General features: G+C 59.3%; 24 protein-coding genes. 11 read left to right on the top strand and 13 right to left on the bottom strand.

All coding sequences use genetic code 11. The features are described from left to right. Window positions 1-64 precede the first annotated feature (64 nt). The 4 genes from H0Z09_RS17895 to H0Z09_RS17880 all read right to left on the bottom strand — a co-directional run bounded on the left by H0Z09_RS17895 (window position 65) and on the right by H0Z09_RS17880 (window position 3,319). Window positions 65-1,465: a heavy metal sensor histidine kinase gene (locus tag H0Z09_RS17895; RefSeq protein ID WP_186691998.1), complete on the bottom strand. Its 1,401-nt coding sequence runs from the start codon at window positions 1,463-1,465 to the stop codon at window positions 65-67. Beyond that, window positions 1,462-2,133, bottom strand: coding sequence for a heavy metal response regulator transcription factor (locus tag H0Z09_RS17890; RefSeq protein WP_076953572.1), 672 nt, complete (start codon window positions 2,131-2,133; stop codon window positions 1,462-1,464). Before H0Z09_RS17890 ends, H0Z09_RS17895 begins: the two co-directional genes overlap by 4 nt. Window positions 2,134-2,175: 42 nt before the next feature. Next, entirely contained in the window at window positions 2,176-2,421 is a 246-nt protein-coding gene (locus tag H0Z09_RS17885; RefSeq protein WP_076953574.1) for a DUF2790 domain-containing protein, read from the bottom strand. A 127-nt stretch (window positions 2,422-2,548) separates the two neighbouring features. Further along, window positions 2,549-3,319, bottom strand: a complete 771-nt coding sequence (locus tag H0Z09_RS17880; RefSeq protein WP_186691996.1) for an alpha/beta hydrolase — start codon at window positions 3,317-3,319, stop codon at window positions 2,549-2,551. Window positions 3,320-3,527: 208 nt separating this feature from the next. Between H0Z09_RS17880 and H0Z09_RS17875 the strand changes: the two genes are divergently transcribed. Continuing rightward, complete coding sequence (locus H0Z09_RS17875) at window positions 3,528-4,205, top strand: HAD-IA family hydrolase (protein ID WP_186691994.1); 678 nt, start codon at window positions 3,528-3,530, stop codon at window positions 4,203-4,205. Window positions 4,206-4,218: 13 nt separating this feature from the next. Here the strand turns inward: H0Z09_RS17875 and H0Z09_RS17870 are convergent, their stop codons facing one another. The 3 genes from H0Z09_RS17870 to csrA all read right to left on the bottom strand — a co-directional run bounded on the left by H0Z09_RS17870 (window position 4,219) and on the right by csrA (window position 5,252). Then, complete coding sequence (locus H0Z09_RS17870) at window positions 4,219-4,512, bottom strand: hypothetical protein (protein ID WP_076953578.1); 294 nt, start codon at window positions 4,510-4,512, stop codon at window positions 4,219-4,221. Between the two features lie 94 nt (window positions 4,513-4,606). After that, window positions 4,607-4,846, bottom strand: a complete 240-nt coding sequence (locus tag H0Z09_RS27375; protein ID WP_238340268.1) for a hypothetical protein — start codon at window positions 4,844-4,846, stop codon at window positions 4,607-4,609. A 211-nt stretch (window positions 4,847-5,057) separates the two neighbouring features. Then, complete coding sequence (gene csrA / locus H0Z09_RS17865; RefSeq protein WP_003192511.1) at window positions 5,058-5,252, bottom strand: carbon storage regulator CsrA; 195 nt, start codon at window positions 5,250-5,252, stop codon at window positions 5,058-5,060. A gap of 262 nt (window positions 5,253-5,514) precedes the next feature. On the opposite strand from csrA, the gene H0Z09_RS17860 reads away from it, so the two are divergent. Further along, entirely contained in the window at window positions 5,515-5,880 is a 366-nt protein-coding gene (locus H0Z09_RS17860) for an SPOR domain-containing protein (RefSeq protein ID WP_186692153.1), read from the top strand. Window positions 5,881-5,910: 30 nt separating this feature from the next. Here H0Z09_RS17860 and H0Z09_RS17855 read toward each other — a convergent pair whose 3' ends face one another. From H0Z09_RS17855 to H0Z09_RS17845, 3 genes are all read right to left on the bottom strand, one after another. Further along, a complete protein-coding gene (locus tag H0Z09_RS17855; RefSeq protein WP_186691992.1) occupies window positions 5,911-6,600 on the bottom strand; it encodes an endonuclease I family protein in 690 nt (229 codons plus the stop codon). 4 nt (window positions 6,601-6,604) lie between these two features. Continuing rightward, window positions 6,605-6,856 (bottom strand): DUF1654 domain-containing protein, encoded by a 252-nt coding sequence (locus tag H0Z09_RS17850; RefSeq protein ID WP_186691990.1) that lies wholly within the window; start codon window positions 6,854-6,856, stop codon window positions 6,605-6,607. A gap of 181 nt (window positions 6,857-7,037) precedes the next feature. Then, a complete protein-coding gene (locus tag H0Z09_RS17845; RefSeq protein WP_076953587.1) occupies window positions 7,038-8,126 on the bottom strand; it encodes an asparaginase in 1,089 nt (362 codons plus the stop codon). 551 nt (window positions 8,127-8,677) lie between these two features. Between H0Z09_RS17845 and H0Z09_RS17840 the strand changes: the two genes are divergently transcribed. Genes H0Z09_RS17840 through H0Z09_RS17810 form a run of 7 tightly spaced genes read left to right on the top strand, consistent with a single transcriptional unit; the run spans window position 8,678 to window position 15,645 of the window. Next, window positions 8,678-9,637: a sugar ABC transporter substrate-binding protein gene (locus H0Z09_RS17840; RefSeq protein WP_186691988.1), complete on the top strand. Its 960-nt coding sequence runs from the start codon at window positions 8,678-8,680 to the stop codon at window positions 9,635-9,637. 57 nt (window positions 9,638-9,694) lie between these two features. Next, the gene (locus tag H0Z09_RS17835) at window positions 9,695-11,248 is read left to right on the top strand and encodes a sugar ABC transporter ATP-binding protein (protein ID WP_186691986.1); all 1,554 of its coding nucleotides are present in this window, start codon (window positions 9,695-9,697) and stop codon (window positions 11,246-11,248) included. Next, complete coding sequence (locus H0Z09_RS17830; protein WP_076953593.1) at window positions 11,245-12,222, top strand: ABC transporter permease; 978 nt, start codon at window positions 11,245-11,247, stop codon at window positions 12,220-12,222. The genes H0Z09_RS17835 and H0Z09_RS17830 overlap by 4 nt, the downstream gene beginning before the upstream one ends. 3 nt (window positions 12,223-12,225) lie before the next feature. After that, window positions 12,226-13,248 carry a LacI family DNA-binding transcriptional regulator gene (locus H0Z09_RS17825; protein ID WP_076953595.1) on the top strand — a complete coding sequence of 341 codons (1,023 nt, stop codon included), beginning with the start codon at window positions 12,226-12,228 and terminating at the stop codon, window positions 13,246-13,248. Between the two features lie 23 nt (window positions 13,249-13,271). Next, window positions 13,272-14,189 (top strand): ribokinase, encoded by a 918-nt coding sequence (gene rbsK, locus H0Z09_RS17820; protein ID WP_186691983.1) that lies wholly within the window; start codon window positions 13,272-13,274, stop codon window positions 14,187-14,189. Continuing rightward, the gene (gene rbsD / locus H0Z09_RS17815; RefSeq protein WP_186691975.1) at window positions 14,186-14,590 is read left to right on the top strand and encodes a D-ribose pyranase; all 405 of its coding nucleotides are present in this window, start codon (window positions 14,186-14,188) and stop codon (window positions 14,588-14,590) included. Before rbsK ends, rbsD begins: the two co-directional genes overlap by 4 nt. Before the next feature lie 26 nt (window positions 14,591-14,616). Beyond that, window positions 14,617-15,645 carry a nucleoside hydrolase gene (locus tag H0Z09_RS17810; protein WP_076953601.1) on the top strand — a complete coding sequence of 343 codons (1,029 nt, stop codon included), beginning with the start codon at window positions 14,617-14,619 and terminating at the stop codon, window positions 15,643-15,645. Window positions 15,646-15,678: 33 nt separating this feature from the next. Here the strand turns inward: H0Z09_RS17810 and H0Z09_RS17805 are convergent, their stop codons facing one another. Continuing rightward, window positions 15,679-15,891, bottom strand: a complete 213-nt coding sequence (locus H0Z09_RS17805) for a hypothetical protein (RefSeq protein WP_076953603.1) — start codon at window positions 15,889-15,891, stop codon at window positions 15,679-15,681. A gap of 168 nt (window positions 15,892-16,059) precedes the next feature. On the opposite strand from H0Z09_RS17805, the gene H0Z09_RS17800 reads away from it, so the two are divergent. Beyond that, window positions 16,060-16,368 carry a hypothetical protein gene (locus tag H0Z09_RS17800; RefSeq protein WP_186691966.1) on the top strand — a complete coding sequence of 103 codons (309 nt, stop codon included), beginning with the start codon at window positions 16,060-16,062 and terminating at the stop codon, window positions 16,366-16,368. Window positions 16,369-16,512: 144 nt separating this feature from the next. Then, on the top strand, window positions 16,513-16,833 hold the full coding sequence (locus H0Z09_RS17795; RefSeq protein ID WP_186691964.1) for an I78 family peptidase inhibitor: 321 nt from the start codon (window positions 16,513-16,515) through the stop codon (window positions 16,831-16,833). A 72-nt stretch (window positions 16,834-16,905) separates the two neighbouring features. Here the strand turns inward: H0Z09_RS17795 and H0Z09_RS17790 are convergent, their stop codons facing one another. Both H0Z09_RS17790 and H0Z09_RS17785 read right to left on the bottom strand, forming a co-directional pair. After that, on the bottom strand, window positions 16,906-17,118 hold the full coding sequence (locus tag H0Z09_RS17790; RefSeq protein WP_003234260.1) for a cold-shock protein: 213 nt from the start codon (window positions 17,116-17,118) through the stop codon (window positions 16,906-16,908). A gap of 289 nt (window positions 17,119-17,407) precedes the next feature. Next, window positions 17,408-17,722 carry a hypothetical protein gene (locus H0Z09_RS17785; protein WP_083735310.1) on the bottom strand — a complete coding sequence of 105 codons (315 nt, stop codon included), beginning with the start codon at window positions 17,720-17,722 and terminating at the stop codon, window positions 17,408-17,410. Between the last annotated feature and the right edge of the window lie 110 nt (window positions 17,723-17,832).

Here is a 17,832-nt window from a genome sequence, read left to right as displayed (position 1 = left end):
GCCTCAGCCCAACGTTAAGAGACAAACCTTTGCAAAATAACACCAGGCGTCTGGTGCCGCCTGTTCAGTCCTCCCGCCGCGGAAAGAACAATTCAAAACACGTCAACCCAGCGTCACTGCTCACGCTGTACCGCCCGTTATGCAACTGCATGATGGTGGCTACAATCGACAGCCCCAACCCATTTGACTGCGCCGAGCGTTCCCGCGACTCATCGACCCGGTAAAACCGTTCGAACAGGCGCGGCAGATGCTCGGCAGCAATGGTTTCGCCGCGGTTGCTGACCCTGAGGTTTATGCCGTCCGTCGTGGGCACCGCCTGGATCATCAACTCGGTGCCCGGCGCACCGTATTTGATGGCGTTGGCACACAGGTTGGCCAGGGCACGGCGCAGCAGCATCGGCTCGGCCCAGATCACGCCGTCTCCGCTGGCATGAATGCGGATGTCCACGTCGCCCGCCAAGCCTTCAAAGTACTCGGCGATTCGTTCCACCTCATCCGCCGCACTGAGCGCCTGGCGTTGACGCAGCGCGCTGGCCGGGTCGGTGCGGGCCAGGAACAGCATGTTGTCGAGCATTCGCGCCAGGCGTTCAAGCTCTTCGACATTCGACGCCAGCAGTTGCTGGTAACTCTCGATGCTGCGGCTCTGTTGCAGGGCGACCTGGGTTTCTCCCAGCAGGTTATTGATAGGCGTGCGCAGTTCGTGGGCCATGTCGGTGGACACTTGGCCCAGCTGTACAAAACCCTTGGCCAGTCGTTCGAGCATGGTGTTGAACGAATCAATCATCGGCAGCAGTTCTTTTGGCGCGCCTTGGCTGTCGAGGCGTTCGGCGAGGTTGCCGACGCCGATACCCTGGGCGTGGCGGGCCAGGCGTCGCAACGGCAGAAGCCCGCGATAGACGAGCAGGTAGCCGACCACGGCCAGCATGATTGCGGCGATGCCTGCCAGGATATAAACGCTCAACCGATAGCTGGCGAGCACCGCGGTGCGTTCGGTCATCAGGCGCCCGCTGGTGACTTGGAGGCTGCCAAGGTCACCGGAATCGATGGAGGCGGCGACGGTGGAGAAGGGCACGCCGTTGACGCCAGGCAGATGGTGTACGTCGGCAAGGCTCAGCGCATGGTCTTTCGCGACGGGTGGCACGGACGGCAGGTCGATGTTGCCCGGGTTCACCAGCAGCAGGGGGGTCTGCCCCGGCGCCGCGATGCTCAAGACCGACTCGTGGTTGCCCAGCATATTCTGGAACAACTCCGGCTTGGTCTTGATCAGCTCGAGGGTGTTGCTGTCGTTGAGCAAGTTGCGCAGTTGATCGACGCGGGAAATCAAGGCGGCATCGTCACGCATGACCAATTCCCGCTCCAGCTCGCGGTACAGCGCCACGCCCAGGGTGGCCAGCAGGGTGAACGCGAGCAAGGCGAAAATCAGCGCCAGGCGCAGGGTCATCGAATAGTGACGGCGCTTGTTCATGGCTGGGTATCGAAGCGGTAGCCGATGCCACGCACGCTGTGGATCAGTTTGAGCTGGAACGGGTCGTCGATTTTCAGGCGCAGGCGCCGCACGGCCACGTCCACCACGTTGGTGTCGCTGTCGAAGTTCATGTCCCACACCCGTGACGCGATCAATGAACGGGACAGCACCTGGCCCTGATGGGTCGCGAACAAATGCAGCAGGGCGAACTCTTTGTTGGTCAGGGTGATACGGGCGCCCGCGCGGGTTACGCGGCGCTTGAGGACATCGATCTGCAGGTCGGCGATCTGCAGCTGTTCTTCTTCCCGGCTGGGGCCGCGGCGGGTCAGGGTACGCAAGCGTGCCACCAGCTCGGCGAAGGAGAACGGTTTGATCAGGTAGTCATCGGCACCCAATTCAAGGCCCTTGATACGGTCGGCAATATCATCGCGGGCCGTCAGGAAAAGTACCGGTGTGTCGGCTTCCTTGCGCAGGCGGCGCAGCACTTCCCAACCATCCATTTTCGGCATCATCACATCCAGCACGATCACATCGAATGGTGTTTCCAGCGCCTGGTGCAGGCCATCCACGCCGTCACGGGCGAGGCTGACGGAGTAACCCAGTTCCTGAAGGCCGTTGAGCAGGTAATTGCCGGCCTTGGGTTCGTCTTCGACTACGAGAATGTTCATGGCAAGTGCTCTGTCTCAATGCGTGGCGCAAGTGTAGCCCGATCAATTGTCACTGGCGCAACCGGTGTCCAGGACCTGGTAGTCCAACACATGTTCACGGCCCTGGCTGTCCAGGTAGTCGAGTCGCGCCGGGACGACGCCGCATTCGCCGTAGGTGTCAGTGCTCGACAGCACTTTAGCCACGTCCAGGTGGACGAAGAAGCCGGTTTTGTCGTGGACCACCGGTTCGGCGGCAAACACGGAACCGGTAGCGAGCAAAGCGGCAAAGCCGAGGGTAAACAGTTTCATGGTGGTATCTCTCTTTTAGGGTTGGCTGCAAGGTCGTGGCAGTGCGTTCACGGTAACCAGGTGCCTCAAACAGCCAGCCAACAGGATGATGACAAGTGTGTAATGAAGTGTTTTTGCGTTGCCGTGCTCAGGGCTGGCGACCCGAGGCTTCAAGGATCAGGTCGGTGATTTCCTTGGCGTGGGACACCAGCGACAAGTGGCTCGAAGGCAGTTCGATGGTGGTCGCGTTCATACGCTTGGCGAGGAATCGCTCCAGGTCCGGGTTGATGGTCTGGTCATTCGCCGACACCGCGTACCAGGAAGGCTTGGTGTGCCAGGCGGCATTCACGGTGCGGCCGCTGAACAAGGTTTTAGTGATGGGTTGCTGCACGGCGTACAGCGCCAGGGCCTTGGCGCGCGGGACGTCGGAGGCGAAGTACTTGAGAAAGGCGTCCTGGCTCAGGGTGAGGTAACCATCGTGTTCTTCCACGCCGGACCGCACGGGCATGGCCGGGTACTTGGCCGAGAGCGCGACGAAGTCTTCGTTGGCGTCTGGCGCACGGGCGGCTACATACACAAGGGCGCTGACGTTCGGGTTGGCCCCGGCGTCGCTCACGATGGTACCGGCGTAGGAATGGCCGACTAGCACGGTAGGGCCGTTTTGTTGGTCCAGCACACGCTGGGTGACGGCGACATCGTCGGCCACCGAGGTCAGCGGGTTCTGCACAGCCGTGACGTGCAGGCCGGCGGCCTGGAGACGGGTGATCACCTCGGACCAGCTCGAGCCGTCAGCCCAGGAACCGTGCACAAGGACCACGTTGTCGGCTTTGATCGGCGCGACGGTGCCGGCCATGGCGGTGCCGGTGCCCAGCATCAGCAGGCTGGCGGCGATCAGGCAGAGTTTGCTTGCAGCTTTCATGGGATAGACCCTTTTCATCAGTAGGAAGTGGCGTCATCCGGCGTGGGTGACTGACGGCTCCACTGTATGAAGTGAGGGTGCTGACAAAACTTACCGCTTCATTACAAACCTGTAATGCAATTAATGCCGGTGGCGTTTACAAGCAACAGGGTGATCCGTAGATTGCATTGGGCCGATTATGTGTTCCAGCCCAAGAGGAAACCACGCAGTGTCCATCCCAGGTTCAGCCGTATTTAACCGTCGTTATCGTGCCTTTCTGTTTGATATGGATGGAACGCTGCTCAACTCGATTGCCGCCGCCGAGCGGGTGTGGAGTGTCTGGGCTGAACGCCATGGCCTGGAGGTAGAAGCGTTTTTGAAGACCATTCACGGCGCCCGCGCGATCGACACTATTACCCGGCAAGCACTGCCCGGCGTTGATCCCGAGGTCGAGGCGCAGTGGATCACCGAGGCTGAAATCAAGGATGTAAGAGGGGTTGTCGCGATTCCCGGCGCCGTCACGTTTCTGAACAGCCTGCCGGGTGATCAATGGGCACTCGTCACCTCGGCGCCCAGGGAATTGGCGTTGCGTCGATTGCAGGCTGCCGGGATTGCGCCGCCGACGGTGCTGGTCACGGCTGAAGATGTTGCCATCGGCAAGCCGAACCCCGCCTGTTACCTGCTGGGTGCGCAACGCCTGGGCGTCCCGGTGCAGGACTGCCTGGTGTTTGAAGATGCAACGGTAGGCATACGCGCGGGCGAGGCGGCAGGGGCGGATGTAATGGTTGTGACGACGACGCATCACGCGCCTATGGTCACCGAACACCCTTCGGTTGACGGGTACCAGCAGCTAAGCGTACAGCGCGACGCGCAAGGCTTGTTGTACCTGCAGAACACGGCGGGCTGAAGGGCTGAGCCCGTTACCGGTCTCGGCCTTGTCCGGAGCGGACTGGGGTGGGCGGTTGCATTCGATGATTCCTCATGCCTTGGCGTGACAGCACCATCTCCCTGAGAATTTCATTGGCCAGCCGCGCGATGGCTTCGGCGCCACGATAGTGTGCACGCACGATCCCTGTCACTGCGAAATGGTCGGTTTCCGGGCCGCTGAGCACTGCCGAAAGCGTGCCGTCAGCGTGTAATGTGCAGGTCACGCTATAGCTGGGCAGACGGGCGGCCAGCGCAGACTCGATCTGGGATTTGGTCAGGGTATCCATCGTGCTCAGTGCCTTTAACTGATAGTGCAGGCCCAAGCATAGGTCGTGTCGCAGCGGTGTAAATACCGGCGATCTGATATCGAGGAACGCAGTCTCAGCGTGTCATTTGCCGGCACAGGCGACGCTGAACGGCTTTCTGGATAGGTTTGAGGCAAAACAGAAACAGGTATCCACTCAGCAGTAGGGCCAAATCCAGCCAGGAATGGGCATCCGCCGGGCCAGTGCCTTCGATTGTAAACCTCAAAGCATAGGCCAGCCCCACGAAGATCAGCCCTATCAGTAGGGCGATCATCCAAGACATGTAGGCAAATGGTGGTGCGGTCGTAGGCCTCATCGTCGTGCTCCTGAATGCACACGGATGGCTGAGTGTCAGTCAGTAGATTCGGCCTTAAATGAAACGACAAGTTCCTGGCGAGAACACAGTTTCATCTTTGCATGAAGATCAACGCACTGGCGACGTTCGCCACGCAATAACGGTCAGAGCAATTCGAAGGAGTTTTCGCCAGCCGTTACAGTCAACGAAAAGGCTGGCTACTGAAGGCGCTTCAAGGTGTCTGGTTTTTATCCGGGGCAGTCAGGCCTGCCTGGATGCGCTGGTAGATTTCCTCGCGATGCACGGCCACATCCTTGGGCGCGTTGATGCCGATTCGTACTTGCTGGCCGCTGACGCCCAGGATGGTGATCGTAATGTCATCACCGATGTTTATGCTTTCACCAACTTTTCGGGTGAGTATCAGCATGGACTTCTCCTTGATTACTTTTAAGGACACATGTTTCAGACAGGGCAGGTGTCGGATGTGTGTAGCTTACTGCTAAGCGCTTCCCTGTGACTGCCTCTTTTAGGACGCATAGAGGCGACATTAATTCCCATGGCGGCATCATACAGGTCTGCGATACATGATTCGCATTGTTTAAGCTAACGTTTATGACGGCCAGAATAGACAGTGGATGATAAAGTCGCCTCTTTATCTTTAGAGGAGCGAGGCAGTGCGTAAAGTAGTGATGGCAATGGCGGTGTTGGCATTGGCCGGTTGCGGTGAAGGCAGAAGCGTCGATACCCCCGCGCCCAAGCCTGCCGTGACCGAAAGCCAGCCCCAGACCGGCGCAGTTGCCGCCCAGGAATGGGACGTGCGCGTCGGCTCGCCGGACCACAAGCTGCAGGCGATCACCGACCTGACGGCCTGGTTGCTGGAGCATGGTTTTAATTTTTATATTGTGAAGGTGGACGGCAAGGACGAAGTGCTACTGGGGCCGTTTGCGACCAAGGCTGAAGCTGAAGCCAAGCAGACGCTGCTTAATGAAAAAATGGCCCGCGCCAAGAAAACCGACACTGTGTCGCAGGTCATAGAACACAAGGCCACACAGTAACCGCACAGTGGGCGGCGGTTACGCCCACTTTCAGCCGCAGACTTTGAGGTTCACCGGGCCGACAAACTCATTGCCCCGGCCCATCACGCACGCCACGGTCTGATTGCGTTGACGCTCCCAGGCCTGCACCGGGTAGGTCTTGTTCCAGGCTTCGTACAGTTGACGATCCTGTTTCGACAGACGCAAGCCGTATCGCTTGCTCATGTAGAAGTACGTGCGGGCGATCATGCCCCGAATGGACGGGCGCGGCATGACCTTCTTGGCCTTGAAATCCACCTGGGTCAGGCATGAGCCGTATTGTCCGCTTTGCACCGGCAGCCAGCCGAAACTGAAGTTGTTACGGTCGCCATTGACCTCGCCAATGCTCGGCACTAGGTTATGCAGGTCCGCTTCGGCGCGCTTGAACACGTCATCGTGCCGGGTGCAGTTCTTGCGCCCTCCGTTCTGCCAGCACTGGCGTTGATGCCCGATCTGCCAGGCCGGAACGATGTGCTCCCACTCGATGCGTGCCGCACGGTTGGCGTTTTTGCGTGGGATGTAGCCACAGGCTTTCAGGTCCACGCGATTGCCCGTGTATTTGCACCCGCAATAGAACTCGGTGGATTGTGGGGCGTAAAGTTTCCAGGCAACTTTCTTGGCTTCGCTGAAGGTTCGGGGCGCTTGGGCATGGACGGCGACGGCGAAAAACAGGCAAAGTACAGCGATAAAACGGACACCCATTGACTCAATCTTCCTTCGGCACAACCCAGAAAATCTGCACGCCACCGTCGTCCCGATAGGCGAGGGTGACGTTGTCGTTCTCCGCAATTTCTTCCAGCAAACGTGCCCATTCTTCCTCTGGTTCGTCGGGCAGACGGAAGATCAAGGCCGCCTTGGCTTTTTGGGCGCTGGTTGAATTGATGATCTTTTGCACACGAATGGCCAGGCGTTCGTAGGCACCAGGCGGGGTTGGCACTGCGGGAGAGGACTTTGCCACGGAGTATTCCTTAGTTAGCTGTACGCACATACAGTATTTAACTGTAGGTAATTTCGCAACTGCTTAAATTCCAAGCAGTTCGTCTGACAGCCGTTCAGGAGTTTTTGTGTAAGGCGGGGTAGGAAGTGCAGAAGTGAGCTTGCCGGAAAAGGAAGCTCGCTCCTGCGGACAGTTTCAGGAATCAGTATTCCCAGAACATCCGTTGCAGCTCTTTGCTGTCCTGGGTCTTGGTCAGGGCGACCATCGCGAGGATGCGGGCTTTCTGTGGGTTCAGATCGAGTGCGGCAACCCAGTCGTATTTGTCGTCAGGTTGTTCGGCATTGCGCAGCACCATGCCGCCGGCATTGACGTGGGAAGAACGAATGATCTGTACACCTTGCTTGCGCAGTTCCACCAGTGCGGGCACCACTTTGGAGGACACCGAGCCATTGCCGGTGCCGGCATGGATGATGGCTTTTGCGCCCGCTTGAGCCAGGGCCTTGTAGGCTGTATCGCTCACGTTGCCATAGCCATAGGCGATTTCAACATCGGGTAGGCTCTTGATGTTTTTGATGTCGAATTCCGAATCCATGGTGTGGCGCTTGGCTGGCAAGCGGAACCAGTAGGATTTGCCTTCAACCACCATGCCCAGTGGGCCCCAAGGGCTCTTGAACGCTTCGGTCTTGATATTGATCATCTTGCTGACGTCGCGACCCGACTGGATCTCGTCGTTCATGGTGACCAGCACGCCCTTGCCGCGCGCCTCTTTGCTGCCGGCCACCGCAACGGCGTTGTAGAGGTTGAGCATGCCGTCCGCCGACATGGCGGTGCCTGGGCGCATGGAGCCGACCACCACGATTGGCTTGTCGGTCTTTTCCACCAGGTTCAGGAAGTAGGCGGTTTCTTCGAGGGTGTCGGTACCGTGGGTGATCACGATGCCGTCCACGTCCTTGCTGTCGGCCAGTTCGGCGACGCGGCGGCCCAGTTGCAGCAGGTTTTCGTTGTTGATGCTTTCGGACGCAATTTGCATCACTTGCTCGCCGCGTACATTGGCGATCTGGCTAAGCTCAGGAACACCGGCGATCAATTGCTCGATGCCAACCTTGGCCGCCTGGTAAGTGGCACTGTTGGCCGCACTGGCGCCGGCGCCGGCAATCGTGCCGCCGGTGGCGAGTATGACCACGTTGGACAGCTTGGCCTTGGTTTCGACTTCCTTCGCCTGGACGGCAACGGGGAACAGCAGCAGGAGGGCTAACGCGCCCGGAACAAAAGTCTTCAATGCAGATTTCATTATTTTTCTCTCTGGTTTTTGATGAGTGCTGTAGCCGGTTCATCTAGAACACCCGGGCGGTTCTGAATGCCACGGGGTGAGGGGGTAGAGCAGGATCTGTACCAGGCCGTGAGTGTTTGTGGATATAAAATAACCTTCTGATTTATAAGAAATTAATTCGTTTTTAAGAGCGGTTGCAGCAGGTGTATGTCCGGCTTTCCGAACAGATGGACGTATTACGTTCGGTTGTCCGAAAACCTGGTGGTTAATCCATCGACATGCATGAGGCACGGGACGCAATCTGTCGTTTTAGAGAACGACTGAGAGTGGACGATGTTTAAGCCGGCCGTTGTTGCGGGACGAGCGAGGGACTTGGATGAAAGACTGTTTTATACCGTTGACAAATCTCGACAAGGTTCTCATAGTTTGAATAACGCAAACGTTTGCGAGATGTTTCACGGCCTCTCTTGGAGTCTCGTGGCAGCTCGTATCAGCTACCCAGGTGGGAAGGCTGCCGAAGTGCTCTTCGGTGCAAGCGTTGCTCACAATAATCATAAGATCGGAGTGAACCCATGAAGCTGCCATTTGCTGGACGTCTTCTTGCTGTCGCTGTGCTTGCCGCCGCATCCGCTGCCCTGCCTCTCTCTTCTGCATTCGCTGATGACGCTGCCGCCAAACCCAAGGTCGGCCTGGTCATGAAATCCCTTGCCAACGAATTCTTCGTGACCATGCAGGAGGGCGCCAAGGACTACCAGAAATCCCACGCCGCTGATTTCGACATGATCACCAACGGTATCAAGAACGAGACCGACACCAGCGCGCAGATCGATATCGTCAACCAGATGATCCTCGCCAAGGTGAACGCCATCGTGATCGCGCCCGCCGACTCCAAGGCACTGGTCACCGTGCTCAAGAAAGCCTCCGATGCCGGTATCAAGGTCGTCAACATCGACAACCGTCTTGATCCGGACGTGCTCAAAAGTAAAAACCTTGATATACCTTTCGTTGGCCCGGACAACCGCAAGGGCTCCAAGCTGGTGGGCGACTACCTGGCCAAGCAACTGGCGGCCGGCGATGAAGTCGGCATCATTGAAGGCGTGCCGACCACCACCAATGCCCAGCAGCGCACCGCTGGCTTCAAGGACGCGATGGATGCCGCGGGCATGAAAATCGTCTCCACCCAATCCGGCAACTGGGAGATCGACCAGGGCCAGAAGGTGGCCTCCGCTATGCTGAGCGAGTACCCGAAAATCAAGGCGCTGTTGGCGGGTAACGACAACATGGCGTTGGGTGCCGTGTCCGCAATCCGCGCCGCAGGCAAGGCTGGCAAGGTCCAGGTTGTCGGCTACGACAACATCGAAGCCATCAAGCCGATGCTGCAGGACGGCCGCGTCCTCGCGACCGCCGACCAGGCCGCTGCCCAGCAAGCCGTGTTCGGTATCCAGAGCGCGCTCAAGCTGGTCAAGGGTGAGAAAGTCGAGTCCAAGGACGGCGTGATCGAAACCCCGGTCGAACTCGTCCTCAAGAAGTAATCCTGGCAATGCCCAACAGCGTCCGCTCGTCCTGAGCGGGCGCCTGGAGATTTTCCTATGTCATCTTCCGCCCCGAACGCTGTCCTCTCGGTCAGCGGTATCGGCAAGACCTATGCCCAACCGGTTCTGTCCGACATCACTCTGACGCTCAATCGCGGGGAAGTGCTGGCGCTGACCGGTGAGAACGGCGCAGGCAAGAGCACCTTGTCGAAGATCATCGGCGGGCTGGTTACGCCGACCACTGGGCACTTGCAGTTCAATGGCCAGGACTTCCGCCCCGGCAGCCGCACCCAGGCCGAAGAGCTGGGCGTGCGTATGGTCATGCAGGAACTCAACCTGCTGCCAACACTAACCGTGGCTGAAAACCTGTTCCTGGATAACCTGCCCAGCCACTGTGGCTGGATCGACCGCAAGCACCTGCGCAAGGCCGCGATCGAGGCCATGGCGCAGGTCGGGCTGGACGCCATCGACCCCGACACCCTGGTTGGCAGCCTGGGCATTGGCCATCAGCAGATGGTCGAAATCGCCCGTAACCTGATCGGTGATTGCCATGTACTGATCCTCGACGAACCCACGGCCATGCTGACCGCCCGTGAAGTCGAGATGCTGTTCGAACAGATCACTCGCCTGCAGGCTCGGGGCGTGGCGATTATTTACATTTCACACCGGCTGGAAGAGCTGGCCCGTGTCGCCCAGCGCATTGCGGTGTTGCGCGACGGCAAGCTGGTCTGTGTCGAGCCGATGGCCAACTACAACAGCGAGCAACTGGTCACCTTGATGGTCGGTCGCGAGCTGGGCGAGCACATTGACCTGGGGCCCCGCACCATTGGTGGTCCGGCCCTGACGGTGAAAGGCCTGACGCGTTCGGACAAAGTCCGCGACGTGTCCTTCGAAGTGCGCGCCGGTGAGATCTACGGTATCTCCGGCCTGATCGGCGCGGGCCGTACTGAATTGTTGCGCCTGATCTTCGGCGCCGACCTGGCCGACAGCGGCACCGTGGCGCTCGGTTCGCCTGCCCAGGTGGTGAGCATTCGCTCGCCGGTGGACGCGGTGGGCCACGGTATTGCCCTGATCACCGAGGACCGCAAGGGCGAGGGTCTTCTTCTGACCCAGTCCATCAGTGCCAATATCGCCCTGGGCAACATGCCGGAAATATCCGGCGGAGGCGTGGTCAACAGCCGCGACGAAACCGCCTTGGCCAAGCGCCAGATCGATGCCATGCGCATCCGCAGTGCCGGCCCGGCGCAGCTGGTGTCCGAGCTGTCCGGCGGCAACCAGCAGAAAGTCGTCATCGGCCGCTGGCTGGAGCGCGACTGTTCGGTGATGTTGTTCGATGAGCCGACCCGTGGCATCGACGTCGGCGCCAAATTCGACATTTATGCCTTGCTCGGCGAATTGACCCGCCAGGGCAAAGCGCTGGTGGTGGTGTCCAGCGATCTGCGTGAACTCATGCTGATCTGCGACCGCATCGGCGTGTTGTCGGCCGGGCGCTTGATCGAAACCTTCGAGCGCGACAGCTGGACCCAGGATGAATTGCTTGCCGCCGCTTTCGCCGGCTATCAGAAACGTGATGCGCTGCTCAACGACGCAGTGCTTAGGGAAACCCCATGAAAACTTCAACTTCCCCCGGCAAGACCGGCGGCAACTTCTACGGCCTGGGCACTTACCTGGGCCTGGCAGGCGCCTTGCTGGCGATGATTGCGCTGTTCTCGGTGCTCAGCGATCACTTCCTGTCCTACGACACGTTCAGCACCCTGGCCAACCAGATTCCAGACCTGATGGTGCTGGCGGTGGGCATGACGTTTATCTTGATCATCGGCGGCATCGACCTGTCGGTAGGCTCGGTGCTGGCGCTGGCGGCATCGGCGGTCAGCGTGGCAATCCTCAGCTGGGGCTGGAGCGTGTTGCCGGCTGCCGTGCTGGGCATGGGCTGCGCGGCATTGGCCGGTACCATCACCGGCTCGATCACCGTGGCCTGGCGCATCCCGTCGTTTATCGTGTCCCTCGGCGTGCTGGAAATGGCGCGTGGCGTGGCGTACCAGATGACCGGTTCGCGCACCGCTTACATCGGTGATTCGTTCGCCTGGCTGTCCAATCCGATTGCCTTTGGTATTTCGCCGTCGTTCATCATTGCTTTACTGGTGATCGTCGCCGCGCAGCTTGTACTGACGCGTACCGTGTTTGGTCGTTACCTGATCGGCATCGGCACCAACGAAGAGGCTGTACGCCTGGCGGGGATCAATCCCAAGCCCTACAAGATCCTGGTGTTCAGCCTCATGGGCTTGTTGGCCGGTGTGGCGGCGCTGTTCCAGATTTCGCGCCTGGAGGCGGCAGACCCGAACGCCGGTTCCGGCCTGGAACTGCAAGTGATCGCAGCAGTGGTCATTGGCGGCACCAGCTTGATGGGTGGGCGCGGCTCGGTGATCAGTACCTTTTTTGGTGTGTTGATTATTTCGGTCCTGGCCGCCGGCCTGGCGCAGATCGGCGCCACGGAACCCACGAAGCGCATCATCACCGGTGCAGTGATCGTGATCGCCGTGGTCCTCGACACCTACCGCAGCCAGCGCGCCAGTCGGCGGGGCTGAACCATGGCAACGATCAAGGATGTGGCAGCGCTTGCAGGTATTTCCTACACCACCGTGTCCCACGTGGTGAACAAGACGCGCCCGGTCAGCGAGCCGGTACGCATCAAGGTAGAGGCAGCGATCAAGCAGCTCGACTATGTACCCAGTGCCGTCGCGCGTTCGCTCAAAGCCAAGACCACGGCCACCATCGGTTTGCTGGTGCCCAACAGCCTCAACCCGTATTTTGCGGAATTGGCACGGGGCATCGAGGATTACTGCGAGCGTAACGGCTATTGCGTGATCCTCTGCAACTCCGACGATAACGCGCAAAAGCAGCGCAGCTACCTGCGTGTGTTGCTGGAGAAGCGTATCGACGGCTTGATCGTGACGTCGGTGGGCGGCGATGACAGTGGGCTTGCCGCAGGCTTGAACGCGGTGCGTACGCCCATGGTGATTGTCGACCGGGCGCTGGATGGCATTGACGTGGACCTGGTCCGTATCGACCACGAGGAGGGCGCCTACCTAGCAACCCGGCACTTGCTTGAACTGGGCCACCGCGACATCGCCTGTATCGGCGGCCCGGTCCATACCCGGGTTGCGCAAATGCGTCTGGCGGGTTACCACCGCGCGCTACGGGAGGCCGGCGTGGAAGTGGCTGCCGATCGCACCCAGGAAAGCGACTTCACCAGTACTGGCGGTTATGCTGCTGCCGTGAAATTACTGGCGCAGAACCCGCCCAGTGCGATCTTTGCCAGCAACGACATGATTGGTTTCGGCGTGCTGCGTGCAGCCGCAGAACGCAACATCCGCGTGCCGGGCGAGCTGTCGGTGATCGGTTTCGATGACATTCAAATGGGTCGTTACGTCTACCCGGCGTTGACCACCGTCGGGCAGTCGATTGTCCAATTGGGCGAGACGGCGGCCGAGCTTTTACTGCGAAGAATTGCAACACCCCAACTGCCGATCGATCAACGCATCGTGACGCCGAGCATCGTGTTGCGCGAGTCGACGGCGCCTGTCGCGGGTACGTTCGCCCAATACCGCTGAACCGAATTGATGAGTACTGATGTATGCCAGCAAAAGTAGTGGTAGTAGGCAGCTTGAACATGGACCTGGTTACCCGTGCCAGTCGGCTGCCGCGCGCCGGTGAAACCTTGATTGGCCAGACGTTTTCCACCGTGCCCGGCGGCAAGGGCGCGAACCAGGCGGTCGCCTGCGCGCGCCTGGGTGCCGACGTTTCTATGGTGGGTTGCGTCGGCACCGATGCCTATGGCACCCAGTTGCGTGACGCATTGCAGGTGGAAGGCATTGATTGCCAGGCCGTCAGAACCGTCGATGGCTCAAGCGGCGTGGCCTTGATCGTGGTCGATGACAGCAGCCAGAACGCGATTGTGATCGTGGCGGGCAGCAATGGCGAGTTGACGCCGGCCTCGTTGCGGGCGTTTGACGCGGTGCTGCAGGCGGCAGATGTGATCGTCTGCCAATTGGAAGTGCCGATGGACACTGTGGGACACGCACTCAAGCGCGGCCGTGAGCTGGGCAAGACGGTGATCCTCAACCCGGCGCCAGCCAGCGGCCCGCTGCCGGCCGAGTGGTACGCCTCGATCGACTACCTGATCCCCAATGAAAGCGAAGCCACCGCACTCAGCGGCGTGACGGTCGATTCCATTGAAAGTGCCAAGGTGGCGGCGACCCAACTGATCCGGGCGGGCGCCGGTAAAGTCATCATCACCCTGGGCTCGCAGGGCGCGCTGTTTGCCGACGGCCAGGGCTTTGAGCATCTGTCGGCGCCGAAGGTCAAGGCCGTGGATACCACGGCGGCGGGCGATACCTTTGTCGGTGGCTTCGCCGCGGCACTGGCCAATGGCAAAAGCGAAGCCGAGGCCATCCGCTTTGGCCAGGTCGCGGCGGCGTTGTCGGTCACTCGTGCCGGCGCGCAGCCTTCTATTCCAACGCTGCACGACGTACAAGGTTTTGTGCCCTCATGAAAAAGACACCTCTGCTCAATATCGCGTTGTCCCGTGTGATCGCCTCCCTGGGCCACGGTGACATCCTGGTGATCGGTGATGCCGGCCTGCCGGTGCCGCCGGGTGTCGAGCTGATCGACCTGGCGTTGACCCAAGGCATTCCGGACTTCATCAGTACCTTGCGCATCGTGCTCAGCGAAATGCAGGTGGAAAGCCACGTGCTCGCCGAAGAAATCCTGCTCAAGCAACCGCCGGCGCTGGCCGACCTCAACACGCTCACCGAGCAGGCCGCCCTCGGTGAACGGCGCCTGCTCAGCCATGAAGAATTCAAACAGTTGAGCCGCAAGGCCCGCGCCGTAGTGCGCACCGGTGAATGCCAGCCTTACTGCAATATCGCGCTGGTGTCCGGCGTCACCTTTTAGAATTCCCAACGACAAGGAGTGTTTTTATGCAACATGGTCTTCCAACCCTGAAAAATCTGTTCCGGAGTGTCCTGCTTTTGTCCGCACTCATTGCTGCAAGCGCCCAGGCGGCGGAAAAGATCGACCTGATCATCGACACCGACCCAGGCGCCGATGATGTGGTGGCCTTGCTATTCGCCATGGCTTCGCCGGATGAACTGAACATCCGCGCGCTGACCACTGTTGCCGGCAATGTGCGGCTGGACAAGACTTCCCGCAACGCGCGCCTGGCCCGCGAATGGGCAGGGCGCGAGGACATTCCGGTGTACGCCGGTGCGCCGGCGCCGCTGCTGCGCAAGCCCATCTACGCCGAGAATATCCATGGCAAGGAAGGTATTTCCGGCGTCACGGTACATGAGCCTCAAAAGGCCCTGGCTGAGGGCAATGCCGTTGATTACCTGATCAAGACCTTGAGCACTGCCAAGCCTCACAGCATCACCATCGCCATGCTCGGTCCGCAGACCAACCTGGCGCTGGCGTTGACCCAGGCGCCGCAGATTACCCAAGGCATCAAGGAAGTGGTGGTGATGGGCGGTGCGCACTTCAACGGCGGCAATATCACGCCGGTAGCGGAGTTCAACCTGTTTGCCGACCCGGTCGCCGCCGAGATCGTGCTCAAGAGCGGCGTCAAGCTGACCTACCTGCCGCTGGACGTGACCCACAAGGTCCTGACCAGCGAAGCGCGCCTGAAGAAGATCGCCGACATCAACAACAAAGCCAGCAAAATTGTCGGCGACATTCTCAACGAGTACGTCAAGGGTGACATGGAGCACTACGGCATACCGGGTGGCCCGGTGCATGACGCCACCGTGATCGCCTACCTGCTCAAGCCTTCGCTGTTCAGCGGCCGTCAGGCCAATATGGTGGTAGACAGCCGTGAAGGCCCGACCTTCGGCCAGACCATCGTTGACTGGTACGACGGCCTGAAGCAGGAAAAGAACGTGTTCTGGGTTGAGAACGGCGATGCCCAGGGCTTCTTCGATCTGCTGACCGAGCGCCTGGCGCGTCTGAAGTAACGTGTTGACCGGCCGGCATTCATCGGCCGGTTCCTATTCGCGCTCGGGGTCTTGTGCCCCCATATGGTCGGCCGGGTATTTCTCGAATATCTGGCCGATAAACGCCTGCGCTGCTTGTGTGCCCAATTCCTTGACCAGCAGGTCGATACCGATGATCGCCAATTCCTCTGGGCTGCCGGGGCTATAGGAGCTCTGTCCCAGGGGCCACTTGGCTTTGATGTCGGCTTGGAGCGTTACGGTGGTCATGGATATCTCGCGGGGCTGAAAGTGCTGTGCAGTGCGCTGGAACGCGGTTCTAACCCAGGGAGTTAACCATTTTGCGTCGGGTTTGGCACTGATACTTAGGCATGAGGCGCTTCGGCATGGTGCCCGCGCTGTGCGACACTGTTGTCCTTTAATTGCCTGGGACACCACGTGCAGATCGACTTGAACAACCCCGAGAACCTTACCCTGGCAGCGGTGCGTCAACTGATCGCCAGTGCCAGTGACGACGAACATACCCAGTTGCGCGTAACCAAGGCCGGCATTGCCTATATCTCCTCAGGGAAGGTAGTAGGCGGTGTAGATATAGACGGGCTGCTGTTTCGCCTGGAGACCTGGGCAAAGGGATCTGGGTATGTAGGAAATGTGGCTGCCAGTGACGAAGTCTGGGTGACGCAGATTTTCAATGCGCTGAAGCAGAACTGGCCGACGCCGGCTTTTGACTACATCGACATCTACTGATTTCGTTCATATCTGGTCACGATTGATCGGGCGATTGCCCGCAGAGACTCAGGCAGACTGGGCCGTCAGCGGTTTACGTCTTGAAACCAATCTGCCCAATCGCTGTCGCACCATCTCTGTCCATTTTTTATCATAGGAGGCTTCATGCCTTGGAAGCTCGCATCATTCGGTACTTTGTTGGCAGCACTCGCGTTGGCGGGTTGCAGCACCCCGGGTACCTCTGAGCCAGCCAAAGACGCCGCTGTGACCGACGCAGGTCATAGCCGCTGTGAGGCGAAGGCCGCCGAATTCACTCTCGGCCAGAAGGCGTCGCCCCAGTTGCTGGAGCAGGCGCGTACCCGTGCCGGTGCGCAGAACGCACGAATCCTCAAGCCCAACGACATGATCACCTTGGAATACCGCTCTGACCGCTTGAACCTCAACACCGACGACAACCTGGTGATCACGCGCGTCAATTGCGGCTAAGCTTCCCGCGCTTTTGCAACGGCCATAAAAAACCCCGTCACATGGACGGGGTTTTTTTAGCTCAGCGGAGAATTACTCGCCGCGAACCTGTGCAGCTTGCATACCCTTTTGGCCTTTCTCAGCCACGAAGGAAACGGTTTGGCCTTCTTTCAGGCTTTTGAAACCGTCGCTTTCGATAGCTTTGAAGTGTACGAACAGGTCGTCACCGCCACCTTGAGGAGTGATGAAGCCGAAGCCTTTTTCATCGTTGAACCATTTAACGGTGCCGGTTTGGCGATTAGACATGGTGTATCTCCAAGAAACATATATTTTCAGTAGTGCTGTGCTGCTCAGGCCAACTGGGCACACCGGGCTATCATAGTCGAAATGTTCGGCTTGGGAGCCCCCCCAGGGCATTGTTTGCTAATCAATAGCGTTGCGTTTAGCGCTTTGATCGGCTGAAAGCCCCGATCTACGGGGCTTTGGCTCGAAATATCAGCTGATAAAAAAAGCCGTAAAAGCTGTGTAATTTGTATGAATTGGCAGTTTTTTGGCTGTTTTTTCAGCGAAAAAGCTGTGAGGTCAGACGCAAATCCTACTTTTTCTTCACGACTTTGCAGGACGAAATAGCGGCGACCGCCTTGTTCTTGAGGTCTGCGCTGGCGTTCTGGTTGGTCATCAGTTCCTTGATTTCGGCAGTGCTCAATTCGGCGTTGATTTTGTCAGCGCCACATTCGCAGTGGGCTTTGGCGGTCTTGGCGTCTACGTTCTGGCTGGCGGCTGCACTGCAGTCGCTGACGAAGCTGTCGCGGGCACCGGCTGGCCAGTTCGACGGGGCTGCCGCCTGCGCGCCGAGGGAAAGGAGGGTCAGGGAAGCGGCGAGAGCGAGGGTAGAAGTAAAACGCATCATGAGGATGCTCCTTTGGGTCGAGGACGAACGGCGATTCTCAGGGGGTTGGAGGCAGTGCGTACAGCTCAAGTTCACTTTTGCGGCTATAAAGGCCGGAATTTGTGTTTACA

This window comes from Pseudomonas sp. SWRI18, assembly GCF_014268345.1.
Classification (GTDB): domain Bacteria; phylum Pseudomonadota; class Gammaproteobacteria; order Pseudomonadales; family Pseudomonadaceae; genus Aquipseudomonas; species Aquipseudomonas cedrina.
The sequence above is the reverse complement of the archived record's forward strand: the minus strand, read 5'-3'. Positions and strand labels throughout refer to the sequence as shown.

What these genes read in the sequence shown, in the direction of transcription:
- H0Z09_RS17870 (WP_076953578.1), bottom strand. Translation starts at nt 4,512, where the DNA reads ATGGATACCCTGACCAAATCCCAGATCGAGTCTGCGCTGGCCGCCCGT.
- H0Z09_RS17840 (WP_186691988.1), top strand. Translation starts at nt 8,678, where the DNA reads ATGAAGCTGCCATTTGCTGGACGTCTTCTTGCTGTCGCTGTGCTTGCC.
- H0Z09_RS17880 (WP_186691996.1), bottom strand. Translation starts at nt 3,319, where the DNA reads ATGAAAGCTGCAAGCAAACTCTGCCTGATCGCCGCCAGCCTGCTGATG.
- H0Z09_RS17845 (WP_076953587.1), bottom strand. Translation starts at nt 8,126, where the DNA reads ATGAAATCTGCATTGAAGACTTTTGTTCCGGGCGCGTTAGCCCTCCTG.
- rbsD (WP_186691975.1), top strand. Translation starts at nt 14,186, where the DNA reads ATGAAAAAGACACCTCTGCTCAATATCGCGTTGTCCCGTGTGATCGCC.
- H0Z09_RS17790 (WP_003234260.1), bottom strand. Translation starts at nt 17,118, where the DNA reads ATGTCTAATCGCCAAACCGGCACCGTTAAATGGTTCAACGATGAAAAA.
- H0Z09_RS27375 (WP_238340268.1), bottom strand. Translation starts at nt 4,846, where the DNA reads ATGAGGCCTACGACCGCACCACCATTTGCCTACATGTCTTGGATGATC.
- H0Z09_RS17860 (WP_186692153.1), top strand. Translation starts at nt 5,515, where the DNA reads ATGGCAATGGCGGTGTTGGCATTGGCCGGTTGCGGTGAAGGCAGAAGC.
- H0Z09_RS17825 (WP_076953595.1), top strand. Translation starts at nt 12,226, where the DNA reads ATGGCAACGATCAAGGATGTGGCAGCGCTTGCAGGTATTTCCTACACC.
- H0Z09_RS17890 (WP_076953572.1), bottom strand. Translation starts at nt 2,133, where the DNA reads ATGAACATTCTCGTAGTCGAAGACGAACCCAAGGCCGGCAATTACCTG.
- H0Z09_RS17835 (WP_186691986.1), top strand. Translation starts at nt 9,695, where the DNA reads ATGTCATCTTCCGCCCCGAACGCTGTCCTCTCGGTCAGCGGTATCGGC.
- H0Z09_RS17885 (WP_076953574.1), bottom strand. Translation starts at nt 2,421, where the DNA reads ATGAAACTGTTTACCCTCGGCTTTGCCGCTTTGCTCGCTACCGGTTCC.
- csrA (WP_003192511.1), bottom strand. Translation starts at nt 5,252, where the DNA reads ATGCTGATACTCACCCGAAAAGTTGGTGAAAGCATAAACATCGGTGAT.
- rbsK (WP_186691983.1), top strand. Translation starts at nt 13,272, where the DNA reads ATGCCAGCAAAAGTAGTGGTAGTAGGCAGCTTGAACATGGACCTGGTT.
- H0Z09_RS17810 (WP_076953601.1), top strand. Translation starts at nt 14,617, where the DNA reads ATGCAACATGGTCTTCCAACCCTGAAAAATCTGTTCCGGAGTGTCCTG.
- H0Z09_RS17805 (WP_076953603.1), bottom strand. Translation starts at nt 15,891, where the DNA reads ATGACCACCGTAACGCTCCAAGCCGACATCAAAGCCAAGTGGCCCCTG.
- H0Z09_RS17895 (WP_186691998.1), bottom strand. Translation starts at nt 1,465, where the DNA reads ATGAACAAGCGCCGTCACTATTCGATGACCCTGCGCCTGGCGCTGATT.
- H0Z09_RS17830 (WP_076953593.1), top strand. Translation starts at nt 11,245, where the DNA reads ATGAAAACTTCAACTTCCCCCGGCAAGACCGGCGGCAACTTCTACGGC.
- H0Z09_RS17795 (WP_186691964.1), top strand. Translation starts at nt 16,513, where the DNA reads ATGCCTTGGAAGCTCGCATCATTCGGTACTTTGTTGGCAGCACTCGCG.
- H0Z09_RS17855 (WP_186691992.1), bottom strand. Translation starts at nt 6,600, where the DNA reads ATGGGTGTCCGTTTTATCGCTGTACTTTGCCTGTTTTTCGCCGTCGCC.
- H0Z09_RS17785 (WP_083735310.1), bottom strand. Translation starts at nt 17,722, where the DNA reads ATGATGCGTTTTACTTCTACCCTCGCTCTCGCCGCTTCCCTGACCCTC.